Source organism: Chania multitudinisentens RB-25, from assembly GCF_000520015.2.
In the GTDB taxonomy this organism is placed as follows: Bacteria; Pseudomonadota; Gammaproteobacteria; order Enterobacterales; family Enterobacteriaceae; genus Chania; species Chania multitudinisentens.
In genome coordinates this window covers 2,894,490-2,911,210 of the sequence record NZ_CP007044.2, presented here as the reverse complement: position 1 = coordinate 2,911,210, position 16,721 = coordinate 2,894,490, and the positions used below count along the sequence as shown (strand labels likewise).

15 protein-coding genes are annotated in these 16,721 nt (G+C 51.4%); 11 read left to right on the top strand and 4 right to left on the bottom strand.

Features of this window, described 5'->3' with window-relative positions; all coding sequences use genetic code 11:
• Nucleotides 1-77: 77 nt before the first annotated feature.
• Both Z042_RS12760 and Z042_RS12755 read left to right on the top strand, forming a co-directional pair.
• Nucleotides 78-500: a nucleotide triphosphate diphosphatase NUDT15 gene (locus tag Z042_RS12760; RefSeq protein ID WP_024911349.1), complete on the top strand. Its 423-nt coding sequence runs from the start codon at nt 78-80 to the stop codon at nt 498-500.
• 137 nt (nt 501-637) lie between these two features.
• On the top strand, nt 638-1,840 hold the full coding sequence (locus Z042_RS12755; RefSeq protein ID WP_037406116.1) for a sugar efflux transporter: 1,203 nt from the start codon (nt 638-640) through the stop codon (nt 1,838-1,840).
• On the opposite strand, the gene Z042_RS12750 is transcribed toward Z042_RS12755, so the two are convergent.
• A complete protein-coding gene (locus tag Z042_RS12750; protein ID WP_024911351.1) occupies nt 1,837-2,091 on the bottom strand; it encodes a YkgJ family cysteine cluster protein in 255 nt (84 codons plus the stop codon). The genes Z042_RS12755 and Z042_RS12750 overlap by 4 nt on opposite strands.
• A 244-nt stretch (nt 2,092-2,335) precedes the next feature.
• Here Z042_RS12750 and yeiP point away from each other — a divergent pair, with 244 nt between their 5' ends.
• Nucleotides 2,336-2,908 (top strand): elongation factor P-like protein YeiP, encoded by a 573-nt coding sequence (gene yeiP / locus Z042_RS12745; protein ID WP_024911352.1) that lies wholly within the window; start codon nt 2,336-2,338, stop codon nt 2,906-2,908.
• 39 nt (nt 2,909-2,947) lie between these two features.
• Here yeiP and uxuA read toward each other — a convergent pair whose 3' ends face one another.
• Nucleotides 2,948-4,138 carry a mannonate dehydratase gene (uxuA, locus tag Z042_RS12740; RefSeq protein ID WP_024911353.1) on the bottom strand — a complete coding sequence of 397 codons (1,191 nt, stop codon included), beginning with the start codon at nt 4,136-4,138 and terminating at the stop codon, nt 2,948-2,950.
• Nucleotides 4,139-4,466: 328 nt separating this feature from the next.
• On the opposite strand from uxuA, the gene Z042_RS12735 reads away from it, so the two are divergent.
• Complete coding sequence (locus Z042_RS12735) at nt 4,467-5,948, top strand: mannitol dehydrogenase family protein (protein WP_024911354.1); 1,482 nt, start codon at nt 4,467-4,469, stop codon at nt 5,946-5,948.
• 46 nt (nt 5,949-5,994) lie between these two features.
• Here Z042_RS12735 and Z042_RS12730 read toward each other — a convergent pair whose 3' ends face one another.
• Entirely contained in the window at nt 5,995-6,303 is a 309-nt protein-coding gene (locus Z042_RS12730) for a fimbrial protein (protein WP_024911355.1), read from the bottom strand.
• Between the two features lie 327 nt (nt 6,304-6,630).
• On the opposite strand from Z042_RS12730, the gene Z042_RS12725 reads away from it, so the two are divergent.
• The 7 genes from Z042_RS12725 to yejF all read left to right on the top strand — a co-directional run bounded on the left by Z042_RS12725 (nt 6,631) and on the right by yejF (nt 16,254).
• The gene (locus Z042_RS12725) at nt 6,631-7,605 is read left to right on the top strand and encodes a CobW family GTP-binding protein (RefSeq protein ID WP_024911356.1); all 975 of its coding nucleotides are present in this window, start codon (nt 6,631-6,633) and stop codon (nt 7,603-7,605) included.
• Nucleotides 7,606-8,062: 457 nt separating this feature from the next.
• A complete protein-coding gene (gene mepS, locus Z042_RS12720) occupies nt 8,063-8,638 on the top strand; it encodes a bifunctional murein DD-endopeptidase/murein LD-carboxypeptidase (RefSeq protein WP_024911357.1) in 576 nt (191 codons plus the stop codon).
• 457 nt (nt 8,639-9,095) lie between these two features.
• A complete protein-coding gene (locus Z042_RS12715; protein WP_024911358.1) occupies nt 9,096-10,664 on the top strand; it encodes a cyclic di-GMP phosphodiesterase in 1,569 nt (522 codons plus the stop codon).
• Nucleotides 10,665-10,718: 54 nt separating this feature from the next.
• Nucleotides 10,719-12,527, top strand: a complete 1,809-nt coding sequence (locus Z042_RS12710; RefSeq protein ID WP_024911359.1) for an extracellular solute-binding protein — start codon at nt 10,719-10,721, stop codon at nt 12,525-12,527.
• A gap of 10 nt (nt 12,528-12,537) precedes the next feature.
• Complete coding sequence (locus Z042_RS12705; protein WP_024911360.1) at nt 12,538-13,632, top strand: microcin C ABC transporter permease YejB; 1,095 nt, start codon at nt 12,538-12,540, stop codon at nt 13,630-13,632.
• A complete protein-coding gene (locus Z042_RS12700) occupies nt 13,629-14,654 on the top strand; it encodes an ABC transporter permease (RefSeq protein WP_024911361.1) in 1,026 nt (341 codons plus the stop codon). Before Z042_RS12705 ends, Z042_RS12700 begins: the two co-directional genes overlap by 4 nt.
• Before the next feature lies 1 nt (nt 14,655).
• Nucleotides 14,656-16,254 (top strand): microcin C ABC transporter ATP-binding protein YejF, encoded by a 1,599-nt coding sequence (yejF, locus tag Z042_RS12695; RefSeq protein WP_024911362.1) that lies wholly within the window; start codon nt 14,656-14,658, stop codon nt 16,252-16,254.
• Between the two features lie 9 nt (nt 16,255-16,263).
• Here yejF and Z042_RS12690 read toward each other — a convergent pair whose 3' ends face one another.
• Nucleotides 16,264-16,608: a YejG family protein gene (locus tag Z042_RS12690; RefSeq protein ID WP_024911363.1), complete on the bottom strand. Its 345-nt coding sequence runs from the start codon at nt 16,606-16,608 to the stop codon at nt 16,264-16,266.
• Nucleotides 16,609-16,721 lie beyond the last annotated feature (113 nt).

Sequence of the window (16,721 nt, the reverse complement as noted above, 5' to 3'; positions counted from 1 at the left end):
GCACATTTTTCCGCTAAAAAAGCTATCGGACAGAGGAAATGGCATACTGTGCTGAAACAGAGCTGAAGGGGAAAACCATGGCGGTCGCAACCGGTATTGGCGTTATCATCGTTAACACACAGGGCCACATTCTCGTCGGCAAACGCTGTGGTAAGCATGCCCCTTTCTGGTCAATTCCCGGCGGCTATCTAGATGCAGGTGAAACCTTCGAACAGTGCGCCCAGCGTGAAGTGGCGGAAGAAACCGGGTTACAAATCGCCTCGCCAGAATTTATTGGTATCAGCAATAATTTGCAGACCTGGCAGGCCGAAGGTAAACATACGGTGTCGGTTTGTATGTGGGTTCAGCATCCCGGGGGCGAAGCTGAGCTAAAAGAGCCGGAAAAATGTGCCGCATGGCGTTGGTGCGCACCTGATAGCTTGCCGGAACCCCATTTTGAAGCCAGCCGCATGGCCGTCGCCTTATGGCAGCAAGGTAAAGCTTATCTGCCTGCTGACTGAGATTATTCACCCCAGCCTTGCCCTGCCGCCACCCAGAAAAACCGTTTTACCCTAATATTGATTGAAACCGGTTTTTGTTTTTTTTAAACAAGCGTATTATGCGCGCGACTTCTTTCTTAGCTGGCTATTTACTCACCATGATGCGCTCTTCAACCGCGGTAACGCGACGCCTGCCCGACTTCACCTCTTTGGCATTTCTTGTCGTGGCTTTTCTCACCGGGATTGCCGGCGCTTTGCAGACCCCTACGTTGAGCCTGTTTCTCTCCACCGAAGTGAATGTCCGCCCTAGCATGGTCGGTTTATTCTTTACCGGTAGCGCGGTTATCGGCATTTTGGTCAGCCAGTTCCTTGCCCGCCGTTCAGACCGAAAAGGCGATCGCAAGTCACTGATTTTTCTCTGCTGCATGTTAGGTGCTTTGGCCTGCGCGTTGTTCGCTTGGAACCGTAACTATTATCTGCTGCTGTTTGTCGGGGTGTTGTTGAGCAGTTTCGGCTCAACGGCTAACCCACAGATGTTTGCGTTGGCACGTGAGCATGCCGAACACACAGGGCGTGAAGCGGTGATGTTCAGTTCCATCCTGCGCGCACAGGTGTCTCTCGCCTGGGTGATCGGCCCCCCAATTGCTTTTGCTTTGGCGCTGGGTTTTGGGTTCAAAGTGATGTATCTGGCTGCGGCGGCAACCTTCATTATCTGTGGGATGCTGGTATGGAAAATGCTGCCCTCCATGCCTAAAACCCCTTCCGCCACCGGGGCAACGCTGGAAGCGCCACGCCAGAATCGCCGTGCTGCATTACTGCTGTTTGCCGCCTGTACCCTGATGTGGACGGCCAACGGCATGTATCTGATCAATATGCCGCTGTATATGGTGCAAGAGCTGCGTTTGCCGGAAAAACTGGCGGGAATACTGATGGGAACCGCCGCCGGGTTAGAGATCCCGACCATGCTGCTCGCGGGTCTGGCCGCCAAACGCTTCGGTAAACGTTTCCTGATGCGTTGCGCAGCGATCGCCGGGGTGTTTTTCTACGCTGGGTTGCTCTTTATCACCGGGACGTGGCAGTTGATCGCTCTGCAATTGCTGAACGCGTTATTTATTGGCGTCTTGGCGGGCATCGGTATGCTCTATTTTCAGGATTTGATGCCTGGGCAGGCAGGGGCCGCCACCACGCTTTTTACCAATACCACCCGCGTTGGCTGGATTATTGCCGGCTCAATCGCCGGTTCCGTTGCTGAGATCTGGAATTATCATGCGGTATTTTATGCCGCTTTGGTGATGGTGATAGGGGCGGTGTTGTGCATGTGGTGGCTCAAAGACACCCGAACCATGGGTGCTACGGCCTAAGGGGCGGTATCAGCTTCTAACTTCGCCAGATAGATTAACGCTTCATCGCGATGATCGTGGCACATTTCATGGCTGGCTTGCAGGCTGGCGCAGACGCGGGGCCGCAGCGGTGAATGAAAAAGGCCACAGCGCCATTGCTGATCCAGGTGAATACAGCGGGTATTCGCCGGTTTGCCATTAGGCATGCCGGGGATCGGGCTGGAAATAGAAGGGGCAATACAGCAAGCACCACAGTCGGAACGGCAGTTCATCAGTCATTCTCCTGGCGTGCTGGCGGAATTGACACCGGACAATAGCAGTACATCATGCTGGCTGCCAGCAGAATCCGCTTCAAACCCAATATCGCGTTCAATGGCTAAGGTATGCGCCTGTTTGGGGTGAGCAACGCCGCCGTTCCCTGCTTATTACTCTTTTTGCGCGTGACGCTTGCCTGGAAAGCGCGGTACGAGTAACGTGTCGCAACATCTCAAAACTCCTTATCGATAGGTTATTCCAATGGCAAGAGCTAACGAAATCAAACGTGGCATGGCAATCAACTACAACGGCAAACTGCTGCTGGTGAAGGACATTGATGTCCAAAGCCCAACTGCCCGCGGGGCCAACACCCTCTACAAAATGCGTTTCTCGGACGTGCGTACCGGGTTGAAGGTAGAAGAGCGTTTTAAGGGTGATGATATTCTGGATACCGTGACGCTGTCGCATCGTAAGGTGAACTTCTCCTATATCGACGGCGAAGAATATGTGTTCATGGATGATGAAGATTACACGCCCTATACCTTCAAGAAAGAGCAAATCGAAGATGAACTGCTGTTCATGCCTGAAGGTGGCCTGCCGGGTATGCAGGTATTAACGCTGGAAAGCCAGGTGTTAGCGCTGGAATTGCCGCAAACCGTGGATATGGAAATTGTCGAAACCGCACCGGGCATCAAAGGCGCTTCCGCCAGTGCGCGTAACAAACCAGCCACTATGGCAACGGGGTTGACGATTCTGGTGCCAGAATACCTGAGCACGGGCGACAAAATCCGCATTCATATTGCGGAGCGCCGTTACATGGGCCGCGCCGACTGATGGTGATTCAGGGCGCAAATGCGCCCTGTCTGCAAAACCTCAGATAAGCTCTGGGAAAAACCGCCGTTTCAACGCCAGTTCTACACCCCGGATTTCCGCCAGGCCTTTCAGGCGGCCAATGGCTGAATAGCCTGGGTTAGTTTTCTTTTTCAGATCATCCAGCATCTGGTGGCCATGATCTGGCCGCATCGGGATTGGCCGACGATCGCCCCTCCGCACACGGCGCTGTTCTTCAGCCAAAATGGCCTCTATCACCGAGACCATATCCACATCCCCTTGCAGATGCGCCCCTTCATGGAAGGTTTTCGGGTTCTGCTCACGGCAGGTCGCCCGCAAATGGGTAAAGTGAATGCGATCGCCGAAGGTTTCAATCATCCGCACCAGATCGTTGTCCGCCCGCACGCCGTATGAACCGGTACACATGGTAAAACCGTTATAGATACTATCAACAGTTTCCTTCAACCATTGCATATCTTCAATGGTGGAAACAATACGCGGCAGGCCGAGAATCGGGCGCGGTGGATCATCCGGGTGCACCGCAAGGCGTACCCCCACCTCCTCCGCCACCGGTACTATCGCCCGCAAAAAGACCGCCATATTTTCACGCAGTTGAGCCTTGTCGATACGATCATATTCTGCCAGCCGAGCGCGAAACTGATCGAGCGTGTAACCCTCTTCAGCCCCCGGCAGCCCGGCAATGATATTCCCCGTCAGCTTGGCAATGTCCGCAGCGCTCATCGCGCTGAAATACGCCTGCGCCTCACTTTGTTCTTCAGCGCTGTAGTCGGCTTCTGCTCCCGCTCGCTGCAAAATATGCAGATCAAAAGCGGCAAAAGCGATTTGGTCAAAACGCAACGCTTTTGAACCGTCTGGCAATAAATATTCCAGATCGGTACGCGTCCAGTCGAGGATCGGCATAAAGTTGTAGCATACGGTATCAATACCGCAGGCCGCCAAGTTGCGCAGTGATTGCTGATAGTTGGCGATATGCTGCTGATAGTTGCCGCTGTGGGTTTTGATCTCCTCATGCACCGGGATGCTTTCCACCACCGACCACACCAGCCCTTTTTCTGCCAACAAAGCCTGACGCGCTTTGATCTCCGCCACCGGCCACACTTCGCCGTTAGGGATATGGTGCAGCGCCGTTACCACGCCAGTTGCTCCCGCCTGGCGCACGTCATCCAGTGATACGGGATCGTTTGGCCCGTACCAACGCCATGTTTGTTCCATAGAATTATCCTTGTAAAACTGAGGTTTTGTCTTTGTGGTAAGGGAGAGCGTCATCTCAAGCCCATCTTGTTATACCACATTAAGATAGATATCATTCACCTTTAACCTTACTCTTTAGCAACCTGCTGTCAAAATAGAAACGTTGATTGGTTGATCCAATTCACGATTCTGGCTTATTTTAGGCGGCCCCATTTTATTCACCCCACAGCCACCTTAGACTGATGGCAGATAATCATGCCCGGAAACCGGCGTATCAATGTGCGGCCAACTGGTCTGATAGCTTTATTCAAGCTAGCAGTCAGTTTTTCTCTTGTAATGGAGTTTATTCATGAAGACTATCGCCAACTCATCGCTTCCTATCGAGGTACAGCAGCCACAATACGATCGCCGCCTGCTGCGCAGCCGTATTGTCCATCTGGGGTTTGGTGCCTTTCATCGTGCCCATCAGGCGTTGCTGACCGATCGTGTGCTGAATCATAAAGGAGGCGATTGGGGGATCTGTGAGATCAGTCTGTTCGGTGGCGATAAGCTGTTCCAAACCTTGCGTGCTCAGAACCATCTCTACACCGTCTTGGAAAAGGGAGCCGCCGGTCATCAAGCTATCGTTATCGGTGCCGTTCACGAAAGCGTGCATCGTAAGTTGGAAGATATTGATGCCGTCTTGGAAAAACTGACTGAACCGCAGGTTGCCATTGTTTCTATGACGATCACGGAAAAAGGATATTGCATTGAACCCGGCAGTGGCCTGTTAGACTTGCAGCATCCGGGTATCCAAACCGATCTGGCCGATCCGGCTCACCCCACCACGGTGCCAGGCATTCTGGTGGAAGCGCTGCATCGGCGCCGCCAGCGCAATTTGCCGGCTTTCAGCGTGCTTTCCTGTGACAATATTCCAGAAAATGGTCATGTGGTGCGCAATGCGGTTACCGGCCTGGCACAGGTTCGTGATCAAGCATTAGCACAATGGATCGCCAGCAACGTTACCTTCCCCAGCACCATGGTTGATCGCATCGTGCCTGCCACTACACCGGAAACTCTGGATGAAATTGCGGCAGCCCTGGGGGGAGTTCGCGACGAATGCGCCATCGCCTGTGAGCCCTTTATTCAATGGGTGGTAGAAGATAACTTTGTCGCAGGCCGCCCAGAATGGGAAGCCGCGGGTGTGCAATTGGTGAATGATGTACTGCCTTACGAACAGATGAAGTTACGCATGCTGAATGGCAGCCACTCATTTCTGGCTTATCTTGGCTATTTGGGCGGTTATCAATACGTCAATGATTGCATGACCGATGATAACTATCGCCGTGCCGCGCACTATTTAATGTTGCATGAACAAGCCCCCACGTTACAGGTGGGTGATACCGATTTGGCCGCGTATGCCGACCAGTTGATCGAGCGTTACAGCAACCCGGCGCTGCAACATCGTACCTGGCAGATCGCGATGGATGGCACACAGAAATTGCCGCAGCGCATGCTGGATTCTATCCGCTGGCATCTACAGCATGGTGGCAGCTATGCAGGTTTGGCGTTGGGCGTTGCTGGCTGGATGCGCTACGTTGGTGGTATTGATGACGCAGGGCAAGCTATTGATATCCGCGATCCAATGCTGCCAACATTACAGAAGATAGTCAGTACTTCACAAGATAACGAACAACGTGTTGTTGCGCTGCTGGCGCTCAGAAGTGTTTTTGGGGAACAATTACCGGCTAATGAAAAATTTGTCGCGGCGGTTACGCAAGCTTATCTGGCACTGCGCGATCTCGGCGCCCGTCAAACACTGCAAAAGTGGGTAGCGGCTCAACGAAGCTGATGTCAGAAAAGCCATGCCGGGCTGCGCCCGGCATGGTATAAACGACTTAACGATACACCACAGTCATAATCGCAAGTTTTTGCTGCCTATCCACCCACCTCATTTCAGACGTACCCAAATTCAGTGGCAGTTCTTTACGAGCAGCATTAAAACGTGTCAGGGCCTGTGTACCCGTATAATTTCTTCCATTACGATAACATTGGGTATTGGCTGTTGAGTTAACAACATTGACTAAACAGGGCCCTTCAACAATAGCACCAACAAAGCGAATAACGCCGCTGCTGGCACTGACTTGGCTTGCTGCCATCCATGAAAACAACGCTCCTGCTATTAAAAATAACCGTAAGCTATTCATGGCAACCTCACTTTTTGTTAGGTCACTTTAAACATAGAGCATTCTGGTCAGGGTTATCGCAAGAATAGGTCGGGTATTTGTATGAGTACTCGGTGAATCAACCAGCCTAAAGAAACCAAGGTGATGCTCATTGCTTTCTATAATTTCTGATATTACAAAGAGATCAACTCAACCATGGCCTACTTGACATGATCAAAAAATACGGGTTTTCAACAGCCAGAATTTGTGGCTCCCTACGCGCAAAATACCTCTGGCACCTAACAAAAAAAGTAATCAATAATTGTTGATAAACCACAAATATCAAACATCCAAATCAGGAATGTACAGATGACAAAAACCAACCTGATCACCGGTTTCCTGGGCAGTGGTAAAACCACAACGATTCGCCATTTGCTGGCTAATAAGCCGCAGCACGAACGTTGGGCAGTTCTGGTCAACGAATTTGGTGAAATCGGTATTGATGGCGCACTACTGGCAGACAGTGGCGCAGTGCTCAAGGAGATCCCCGGCGGCTGCATGTGCTGTGTTAACGGCCTGCCAATGCAGGTGGGACTCAATATGTTATTACAGCAGGCAAAGCCCAATCGGTTATTGATCGAGCCCACCGGGCTTGGGCACCCGAAACAGATCCTGGCGTTGCTGACGCAGGAAACTTACGCAGGCTGGATTGATCTGCAAGCCACGGTTTGCCTGCTTGATGCCCGGCAACTCAGCCAATCCCGCTATCAGCAGAATGAAAACTTTCGCGATCAACTGGCTGCGGCAGATATCATCATCGCCAATAAAATGGATACCTGGCAACCGCAGGATACTCAGGCTCTGGAAGAGTGGCAGGCACAATATGGCGACCAAAGACCGGTTTACCGCATCGAACAAGGGCGCATGGATATCGCCTTGCTTGAACAACCCCGTATCAACCATGCCGTATTACCCGACGCACAACATCATCATCCCCATGCCCAAACACAGGGATTAGCCGCATTGCGCCTGCCAGAAAACGCTCGCTGGCGCCGAGCCTTGAATCATGGCCAAGGCTATACCAGCTGTGGCTGGATTTTCGATGGCGAAACACGGTTCGACACCGTTGGTATGATGGAATGGATCAGGTTGGCGCCGGTTGAACGTGCTAAAGCGGTGGTACGCATTCCTGAAGGACGTTTACTGATCAACCGCCAGGGGCAGGATTTAAGCATCGAAACACAAGCCATTGCTCCTCTGGATAGCCGTATTGAATTGATTCACCATGGCGAAGCCGATTGGAATGCTCTGCAATCTTCTTTGCTTAATATTCGTTTAAGCTGAACCCTCTCTTGCAGGGATTCGCCAACTACTCGCGGTGATAGCGTTGCGATAGATTCGGCGATCCCTTTCTTTGCTTGCTCAGAAAACGGTAGCAGAGTTTATCTGCGCCCCCCTCTGCCACTAACCATTTGATAACTTTTTTCCATCCAAATTAACCCTATAGCAACAAAACTATTCGTCATCATTTTTAATATGAAGATTTACATTATGTTACATCGAAATTTCATATAAGGAATGTTGGAAAAAACTCGCAATCCCCTTTCCATTGCGGTAATCTCAACCGCGTTTGTGCCCGCTTTATGGGGATTCGGTATTAAATACCCTAAATATGTGCGCCTATGCACATATTCAGCGGTAACTGGTTGTCCTCTCAACAGGTACTGATTAGTCTCGTTTCGTTTGGCATTTTTCAGATAGCGGCTTTTGTCGTTAAGGACTTCAAGGGAAAACAATTACAATGGTCAAGTCTCAACCGTTTATGAGATATTTTTTGCGGGTGCTCCCTGCAATTGCAGCAGCAGTTATGCTTTCTGCCTGTAGCTCGATGGATACTTCGAAAGTAGATAACTCACAAACTGAGATGCATGCAGTTAATGACAAAAATGGTCTTTTACTGCAAGCCTCTCAGGATGAATTCGAAGCCATGGTGCGTAATGTTGACATCAAGTCAAAGATTATGGACCAGTATGCTGATTGGAAAGGTGTTCGCTACCGTTTAGGCGGCGATACCAAACGCGGTATTGATTGCTCAGGGTTTGTTCAACGCACCTTCCGTGAACAGTTTGGAATGGATTTGCCGCGTTCAACCTATCAGCAAGAAGACATGGGCAAAAAAATACAGCGAACCAAGCTGCGCCCTGGTGACTTAGTGCTGTTCCGTGCAGGTTCTACCGGCCGTCATGTGGGTATTTATCTGGGTAACGATAAATTCGTTCATGCCTCTACCCGTAGCGGTGTCACGATTTCCAGTATGACCGAAGCTTATTGGGATAAACGTTACCATGAAGCCCGTCGGTTACTCGGTAGAAGTTAACAGCAGCAATCTCTGAACCCATTCTGAAAACCAAACGAACATCAAAGGCGTTGCCAACAAGGCAGCGCCTTTTTTATTACGCCACGTTGGTGGATACGCATTGCTTCCCTCTGTCACATTGAACGCTACACTATAAATAAGTAACACCATGAAACTAATCAAAAAAATTCATGTAAACTAACAGGTTGAAGAACAAACAGAATGATTTTCTGCAACAAGCTTAAAACGGCTAGAGAGCTAAAAATATTCTACACTGGGTTAAATAAACCGCTTTATTGAGATGTTCAGGCCAATATTCGGTGGCTTACGCAGCTTTATCCGTTCAGGGTGTTTCCGTTATGCCACTCTCTTAATGCGGTTAAAACGAGCGCAGTATTAGACCAGATGAATAATGACTCATGCAGTATCAATAAGATATATTGAACACCACCATCAACGCCGTGCTCAGGGGCAAATTATGGGCTTAAAAAAGGCATTCGCCCGCCATGCTTCACAAAAACGGCGTAACCTGGCCAAAAGCAGCATTATCGCTCTGGTATTTTTTATTATTTGTACCTCTGTGACGCTACTCCTGATTAATCACCAACGTTTGCAATATCAGCATCAGCTCGAAAACCGCACACAACAATTTGCATTGGGTTATCTCGGCCAGTTGAAAACGACTATGCAGCAAATCATGCCGCTCACCGATAAACCTTGTGTTACCGCGCTCGCCAATCTCTCTTATCGGGCCGCATTTACCAGTGGTGTACGCACCTTTGTACTGGTAAGAGACGGTTTTGCTTATTGTTCCTCTGCCACTGGCGACATGATGCTGGCGATTAACCATCTTTACCCGGAGATGAACTGGCAGAAACCACTTGACCTGAAATTGCAGCAAGGTACGCCGATGGTACCGGGCAGGCCCGCTATCGCCATGTGGCTGCGCCAACCCGGCGAGGCCAATACCGGCGTTCTGGCTACGCTGGATCTCAGTTTAACGCCCTATCTGCTGATGACACCGCATAATGATGATATTCCCAGTCTGGCACTCGTAATCGGGAAAAATGCCATTACCACTTTCAGTTCAGACTTGATACCTGTGGCTCAACTCCCCAAAAAACAAGCCAGACATCTGGAAATTTCGCCCTATCCATTAAGCATCATGTTCTACAACCCGATACTGACAGCCAATCATATACGCTTGACGGTGTTAGGCAGCTTAGTGCTCTCATTGATGGTGGGCGTATTATGTTATTACACGCTAATGTTACGCCAAAGCCCGGAACGGGCACTGATGCGTGGCATCAGGCACGGCGAATTTTTTGTTGAATATCAGCCTGTGTTTCACACCGCCACCTCCGCCATAGCAGGCATAGAAGCCCTGCTCCGCTGGCAGCACCCCACAGAAGGGCGCATTTCACCCGATCTGTTTATTCCTTACGCAGAAGATGAAGGGTTAATCATTCCGCTAACCCGTCATTTATTCAGCATTATCATCACCGATATTCCACAGCTGGTGCAGGCTATGCCACGCGGAGCCAAACTCGGCATCAACCTTTCGCCTTCTCATCTCAACGCCCCATCATTCCATGACGACGTGTCTCAACTACGCGCAAAGCTGCCTGGCGATTATTTCACGCTGTTGTTTGAAATTACCGAACGTGGGATGGTAGAGGAAGAAAATGCCCTGGCCGAATTTGACTGGTTGCATCGCCAAGGCATTGAGATTGCGGTGGATGACTTCGGGACCGGGCACAGCGCCTTGATTTACCTACAGCGTTTTACGCTGGATTATTTGAAGATAGACCGGGGATTTGTTAACGCTATCGGCCAAGATACGGCTACTGCCCCAGTATTGGACGCCGTCATTTCATTGGCGAAAAAGCTGAAAATGCGCACCGTGGCCGAAGGGGTGGAAACCGCTGAACAAGTGAGCTTCCTGCAAGAACACCATGTTGATTATATGCAGGGGTATTATTTCAGTAAGCCGCTCCGCATTAAGGCCCTGATGGAATTTTGTTTTGATTATCAGGCGACGATCTGATGGTATGTTATCAATCGGTTTAATTAACCTCGCCAACGGGAGCCTACCGTAAAGATGTCCGTTCGCATTTTTGCTGCCTTGGTGCTTTCAGCACTCAGTTTCGGTTTACAGGCCGAAACCCTCAATGAAAGCTACGCTTTCGCCACGCTCGGTGAACCGAAATATTCCACCGATTTTAGCCATTTTGATTACGTCAACCCAGCGGCCCCCAAAGGGGGAAATGTAAAGCTGGCCGCCATTGGCACCTATGATAACTTCAACCGTTTCGCCTCACGCGGTGTTTCCGGTGAGAGAACCGCAGAGCTTTACGATACGCTGTTTACCACCTCTGACGACGAACCTTCCAGCTATTATCCGCTGATCGCCGAATCGGCCCGTTTCCCTGCCGATATGCGCTGGATGGAACTGGATATCAACCCACTCGCCCGCTTTCACGACGGCAGCCCGATCACCGCCGCCGATGTGGCCTTCACCTTCAATAAATTCATGACCGAGGGCGTGCCACAGTACCGCTCCTATTATAAAGGCACAACGGTCAAAGCCCTCTCTCGCCTCACGGTACGTATTGAGCTGCCAAAACCTGATAAAGAAAAACTGCTTGGTCTGTTAAGCATGAGAGTGTTACCCGAAAGCTTCTGGAAAAACCACAAACTCAGCGAGCCCCTGAATACCCCTCCACTCGGCAGCGGCCCCTATAAAGTTGGCAGCTACCGTCTGGGCCAGTACATTACCTATGAACGAGTGCGCGACTATTGGGCTGCCAACCTTCCGGTGAACCGCGGGCGTTATAACTTTGATACCCTGCGTTATGATTATTATCTGGACGATAAGGTGGCCCTTGAAGCCTTTAAAGCCGGAGCCTACGACTTCCGCCAGGAAAGCTCGCCAAAAAGCTGGGCTACTCAGTATCAGGGTGGGAACTTCGCACGTAACTTCATCATCAAACAGGATGAGGTCAATCAGGCCGCCCAAAATGCGCGCTGGTTGGCTTTTAATATCCAACGCCCAATCTTTGCCGATCGTCGGGTACGGGAAGCCATTACGCTGGCGTTTGATTTCGACTGGATGAATAAGGCACTGTATTACGGTGCCTATCAGCGCACGAATAGCTACTTCCAGAACACCATTTACACGGCCAACGGCTACCCGGATGCGGCCGAGTTGAGCTGGCTAGCACCGCTGAAAGGCAAAGTGCCGGAAGAGGTCTTTACTTCGATCTACCAGCCCCCGGTCTCTGACGGCAGCGGTAACGATCGGGAAAACCTGTTGAAAGCTACCGCTCTGCTACAGCAGGCCGGTTGGGAAGTGAAAGATCAGCAATTGATCAATAGCCAAACCGGTCAACCTTTTACTTTCGAGCTGATGCTGTTGAGCGGCAGTAATTTCCAGTATGTGCTGCCATTCCAGCACAACCTGAAGCGCCTGGGCATTGATATGCAGATCCGTGAAGTTGATGCCAGCCAGTTCACCCGGCGCCTGCGTCAACGTGATTTTGACATGGTGCCGACGGTGTATCCTGCCACACCATTCCCCAGCGCCGATCTGCAAATTCTCTGGGGTTCGCAATACCTTGACTCCACTTGGAACACCCCTGGCGTCAGCGATCCTGCCGTTGATGCCTTGCTCGAAAAAATCATCAAGCATCAGGGGGATGAAGAAGCGCTACTTTCTCTTGGCCGCGCGCTGGATCGCGTACTGACCTGGAACATGTATATGTTGCCAATGTGGTATTCCAATCACGACCGTTACGCCTACTGGGATAAATTATCTTCACCAACGGTACGCCCGGCCTATTCTCTCGGGTTTGATAACTGGTGGTTTGACGTCAACAAGGCGGCACGCCTGCCTGCACAACGGCAATAAGGAGCCTGTGGTGGCCGCTTATCTGATACGCAGATTATTGCTGGTGATCCCCACGCTGTGGGCCATCATCACGATCAATTTTTTTATTGTGCAGGTTGCCCCTGGCGGCCCGGTCGATCAGGCCATTGCAGCTATCGAACTCGGCCAAACCAGCGGTTTTGGCGGCGGCGGCGGGGGTAATGATTTGGGGCATGCCAAACCCGGTGTGGCTCACGTGGGTGATAGCCAGTATCGTGGCTCACGTGGGTTAGACCCGGAGGTGATCGCGGAAATCACCAAACGCTATGGTTTCGATAAACCGCTGCACGAGCGTTATTTCTCCATGTTGTGGAACTATATGCGCCTCGATTTTGGCGATAGCCTGTTCCGCGGTGCCTCAGTGATGCAGTTAATCGGCCGCAGTCTACCGGTTTCTATCACGCTTGGGCTGTGGAGTACCCTGATTATCTATCTGGTTTCAATACCGCTGGGCATCCGTAAAGCCATTCATAACGGCAGTGCCTTTGACACCTGGAGCAGTACCCTGATCATCATCGGTTACGCTATTCCAGCCTTTTTGTTTGCCATTCTGATGATTGTGCTGTTCGCTGGCGGCAGCTACCTTGACTGGTTCCCGCTACGCGGATTGGTGTCCAGTAATTTCGATACCCTCCCCTGGTACGGTAAAATTATCGATTACCTGTGGCATATCACCCTGCCAGTGCTGGCGACGGTGATCGGCGGTTTTGCAACGCTCACCATGTTAACCAAGAACTCTTTCCTTGATGAGATCCGCAAACAATACGTGGTGACCGCCAGGGCCAAAGGGCTGGATGAGAAAAAAATCCTCTATCGCCACGTGTTCCGCAATGCCATGCTGCTGGTGATCGCCGGTTTCCCTGCCACCTTTATCAGCATGTTTTTCACTGGTTCGCTGTTGATCGAAGTCATGTTCTCGCTCAATGGCCTTGGGCTGTTGGGCTACGATGCCACACTGCAACGCGACTATCCGGTGATGTTCGGCACCTTGTATATATTTACCCTGATCGGCCTGTTACTGAATATCATCAGCGATATCACGTATACCCTGGTCGATCCGCGCATTGATTTCGAGGCACGCCAATGAGCCGCCTAAGCCCCATCAATCAGGCCCGCTGGGCGCGTTTTCGCAGCAACCGCCGCGGTTACTGGGCACTGTGGATTTTCCTGGTGGCATTTGCTCTCAGTCTGGCTGCCAACCTGATCGCCAACGACAAACCGTTGCTGGTGCGCTACGAAGGCCGCCTGTATGTGCCATTTATGGTCAACTACAGCGAAACCACCTTCGGTGGCGAACTGAGCACTAGCACGGATTTTCAGGACCCCTTCGTGCTGCAACAGATCGACAAACACGGTTGGGCAATCTGGGCACCGATCCGTTTCAGTTACAACACCATCAACTTTGCCACCGAAGTTCCCTTCCCCTCGCCACCTTCACGGCAGAATCTGCTCGGCACCGACGGTAACGGTAGCGACGTATTGGCGCGGGTGCTTTATGGTTTCCGCATCTCCATGCTGTTCGGGCTGGCGCTGACGCTGTTTTCCAGCGTGATCGGCATTTGCGTGGGGGCCACCCAAGGCTATTACGGCGGCAGGCTCGATCTGTGGGGGCAACGCTTTATTGAGGTGTGGTCTGGCATGCCAACGCTCTTTCTGATCATTTTGCTTTCCAGCATTGTGCAGCCCAATTTCTGGTGGCTATTGGCGATCACCATTCTTTTCGGCTGGATGAGTCTGGTGGGGGTCGTTCGCGCCGAGTTCTTGCGCACCCGTAATTACGATTATATTCGGGCCGCCAGAGCCATGGGGGTGCCGGATCGGGTGATTATGTACCGCCATATGTTGCCGAATGCCATGGTCGCCACGCTCACTTTCCTGCCGTTTATCCTATGCGGTTCGATTACCACACTGACCTCGCTCGATTTTCTCGGCTTCGGTTTGCCCATCGGTTCCCCTTCGCTGGGTGAACTGCTTTTACAGGGCAAAAACAATCTACAGGCACCGTGGCTGGGCATTACCGCTTTCCTGGTGCTGGCAGTGCTGCTCTCATTATTAATTTTTATCGGCGAAGCCGTGCGCGACGCCTTTGACCCCAGCAAGGCGCATTGATATGACAACCCCTCTGCTTGCCATTCAAGATCTCTGCATCGCTTTCCGCCAAGGGGAACGGTTAAACCAGGTGGTCAACGGTGTTTCGCTGCACGTTGAACCCGGTGAAACGCTGGCTCTGGTGGGTGAATCGGGGTCGGGTAAAAGCGTCACCGCCCTTTCCGTGCTGCGGTTATTACCTTCACCTCCGGTAGTGTATCCCGCTGGAGATATTCTGTTTAACGGCAGCTCGCTGCTGCACGCTCCCGAAGCCGAGCTGCGCAAGGTACGCGGTAATCAGATTTCCATGATTTTTCAGGAGCCGATGGTGTCGCTTAATCCGCTGCACACGATTGAAAAGCAACTGGCCGAGGTGCTAATGCTGCACCGGGGTATGCGCCGTGATAACGCACGCAGTGAAATTATTCAGTGCTTGGATCGCGTTGGTATACGTAACGCCAAAGGGCGTTTGAAAGATTATCCGCACCAGCTTTCCGGTGGTGAACGCCAACGGGTAATGATCGCCATGGCGGTGCTGACTCAGCCAAAGCTATTGATTGCCGACGAACCCACAACCGCGCTCGATGTCACTATTCAGGCTCAGATACTGTCGTTACTGAAAGAACTGAAACAAGAGTTGGGTATGGGGTTATTGTTTATCACCCATAACCTGAATATCGTGCGCCGCCTGGCAGACAACGTGGCGGTGATGCACCAGGGGCTGTGCGTTGAACAAAATCGCCGTGAACGCTTGTTCAACGCACCACAGCATGCCTATACCCGCCAGTTGCTGGCTGCCGAGAACGTCGGTGAACCGCTGCCTCTGCCGCTACAGCAGGAACCAGCGAGTCCGTTATTGAAAGTGGAGAATTTGCAGGTCAGTTTCCCGATCAAACGCGGCCTACTGCGGCGCATTGTAGACCAGAACTATGCGCTGAAAAATTTGAGTTTCGAACTGCAACCCGGAGAAAGCGTTGGGCTGGTTGGCGAATCAGGTTCAGGCAAAAGCACCACCGGCCTGGCGCTGCTGCGCTTGCTGAGCTCTCAAGGTGCGATCTGGTTTAACGGCCAACCGCTGCACCAGTTCAATAACCAGCAAATGTTGCCATACCGCAGCCAAATGCAGATCGTTTTCCAAGATCCCTATTCTGCCTTGAACCCACGCCTGAACGTGCAACAGATCATCGCAGAAGGATTGGAAGTTCACCAGCAACTGACCACGGAACAACGCGAACAGCGGGTGATTGAGGCGCTACAGGAGGTCGGTTTAGATCCGGCGCTACGCCATCGCTATCCGACCGAGTTTTCCGGCGGGCAGCGCCAGCGTATCGCCATTGCTCGCGCTCTGATCCTGCAACCCCAACTCCTGATTCTGGATGAACCCACCTCATCATTAGACAAATCGGTGCAGGCACAGATCCTGATGTTGTTGAAATCGTTACAGCAACGCCATCAATTGGCTTATCTGTTCATCAGCCATGATTTGCAGGTCGTACGTTCACTTTGCCATCAGGTGATTGTTTTACGTCAGGGAGAAGTTGTTGAACAAGGGCACTGCCAGGCCATTTTCAATGCACCAGCGGCAGCCTATACACAGCAATTATTACAACTGGTGGATTAACCGTGGAATTCAGAAGGGATATTGCGCACTGAGCTGCTCGGCAATTGCCGCACCTACGTTTTTTAACCGGCACATAGCGGCACTTTCATCGCGCTGATGCACAAACAGGCAAGGTTCCCCTTCCCATTCTACGATAGCACAACTGACCTGAATTTCCTGTAAAGACAGGTTAAGCTGCTGCATTACAAGCCAAGCATCATGCCCATCATGGCTGAGTAACTTCAGGCCAATGAGATTGTCATCCTCGTCTATGCCGCTGAACGGAATCGGTTCGACCTTCACGCCGGTAAAACCCGATAGCCAACGATAACTTTGCGGCAAGCGATGCACTACCGAAAGTTGGATACGATCCACATGAAGTCCCTAATATGAAAAGATGAAACACTTTTTACCTCACACCACTCTTTAGTTATAGCCGTAATCAACCGGCTTTGCTGTGAGCGAATGTTGGTTAAGCGCAAAATTAG

Excerpts from the sequence above, each read along its gene's own strand:
- Z042_RS12760 (WP_024911349.1), top strand. The coding sequence starts at position 78 with ATGGCGGTCGCAACCGGTATTGGCGTTATCATCGTTAACACACAGGGC.
- Z042_RS12755 (WP_037406116.1), top strand. The coding sequence starts at position 638 with ATGATGCGCTCTTCAACCGCGGTAACGCGACGCCTGCCCGACTTCACC.
- Z042_RS12750 (WP_024911351.1), bottom strand. The coding sequence starts at position 2,091 with ATGAACTGCCGTTCCGACTGTGGTGCTTGCTGTATTGCCCCTTCTATT.
- yeiP (WP_024911352.1), top strand. The coding sequence starts at position 2,336 with ATGGCAAGAGCTAACGAAATCAAACGTGGCATGGCAATCAACTACAAC.
- uxuA (WP_024911353.1), bottom strand. The coding sequence starts at position 4,138 with ATGGAACAAACATGGCGTTGGTACGGGCCAAACGATCCCGTATCACTG.
- Z042_RS12735 (WP_024911354.1), top strand. The coding sequence starts at position 4,467 with ATGAAGACTATCGCCAACTCATCGCTTCCTATCGAGGTACAGCAGCCA.
- Z042_RS12730 (WP_024911355.1), bottom strand. The coding sequence starts at position 6,303 with ATGAATAGCTTACGGTTATTTTTAATAGCAGGAGCGTTGTTTTCATGG.
- Z042_RS12725 (WP_024911356.1), top strand. The coding sequence starts at position 6,631 with ATGACAAAAACCAACCTGATCACCGGTTTCCTGGGCAGTGGTAAAACC.
- mepS (WP_024911357.1), top strand. The coding sequence starts at position 8,063 with ATGGTCAAGTCTCAACCGTTTATGAGATATTTTTTGCGGGTGCTCCCT.
- Z042_RS12715 (WP_024911358.1), top strand. The coding sequence starts at position 9,096 with ATGGGCTTAAAAAAGGCATTCGCCCGCCATGCTTCACAAAAACGGCGT.
- Z042_RS12710 (WP_024911359.1), top strand. The coding sequence starts at position 10,719 with ATGTCCGTTCGCATTTTTGCTGCCTTGGTGCTTTCAGCACTCAGTTTC.
- Z042_RS12700 (WP_024911361.1), top strand. The coding sequence starts at position 13,629 with ATGAGCCGCCTAAGCCCCATCAATCAGGCCCGCTGGGCGCGTTTTCGC.
- yejF (WP_024911362.1), top strand. The coding sequence starts at position 14,656 with ATGACAACCCCTCTGCTTGCCATTCAAGATCTCTGCATCGCTTTCCGC.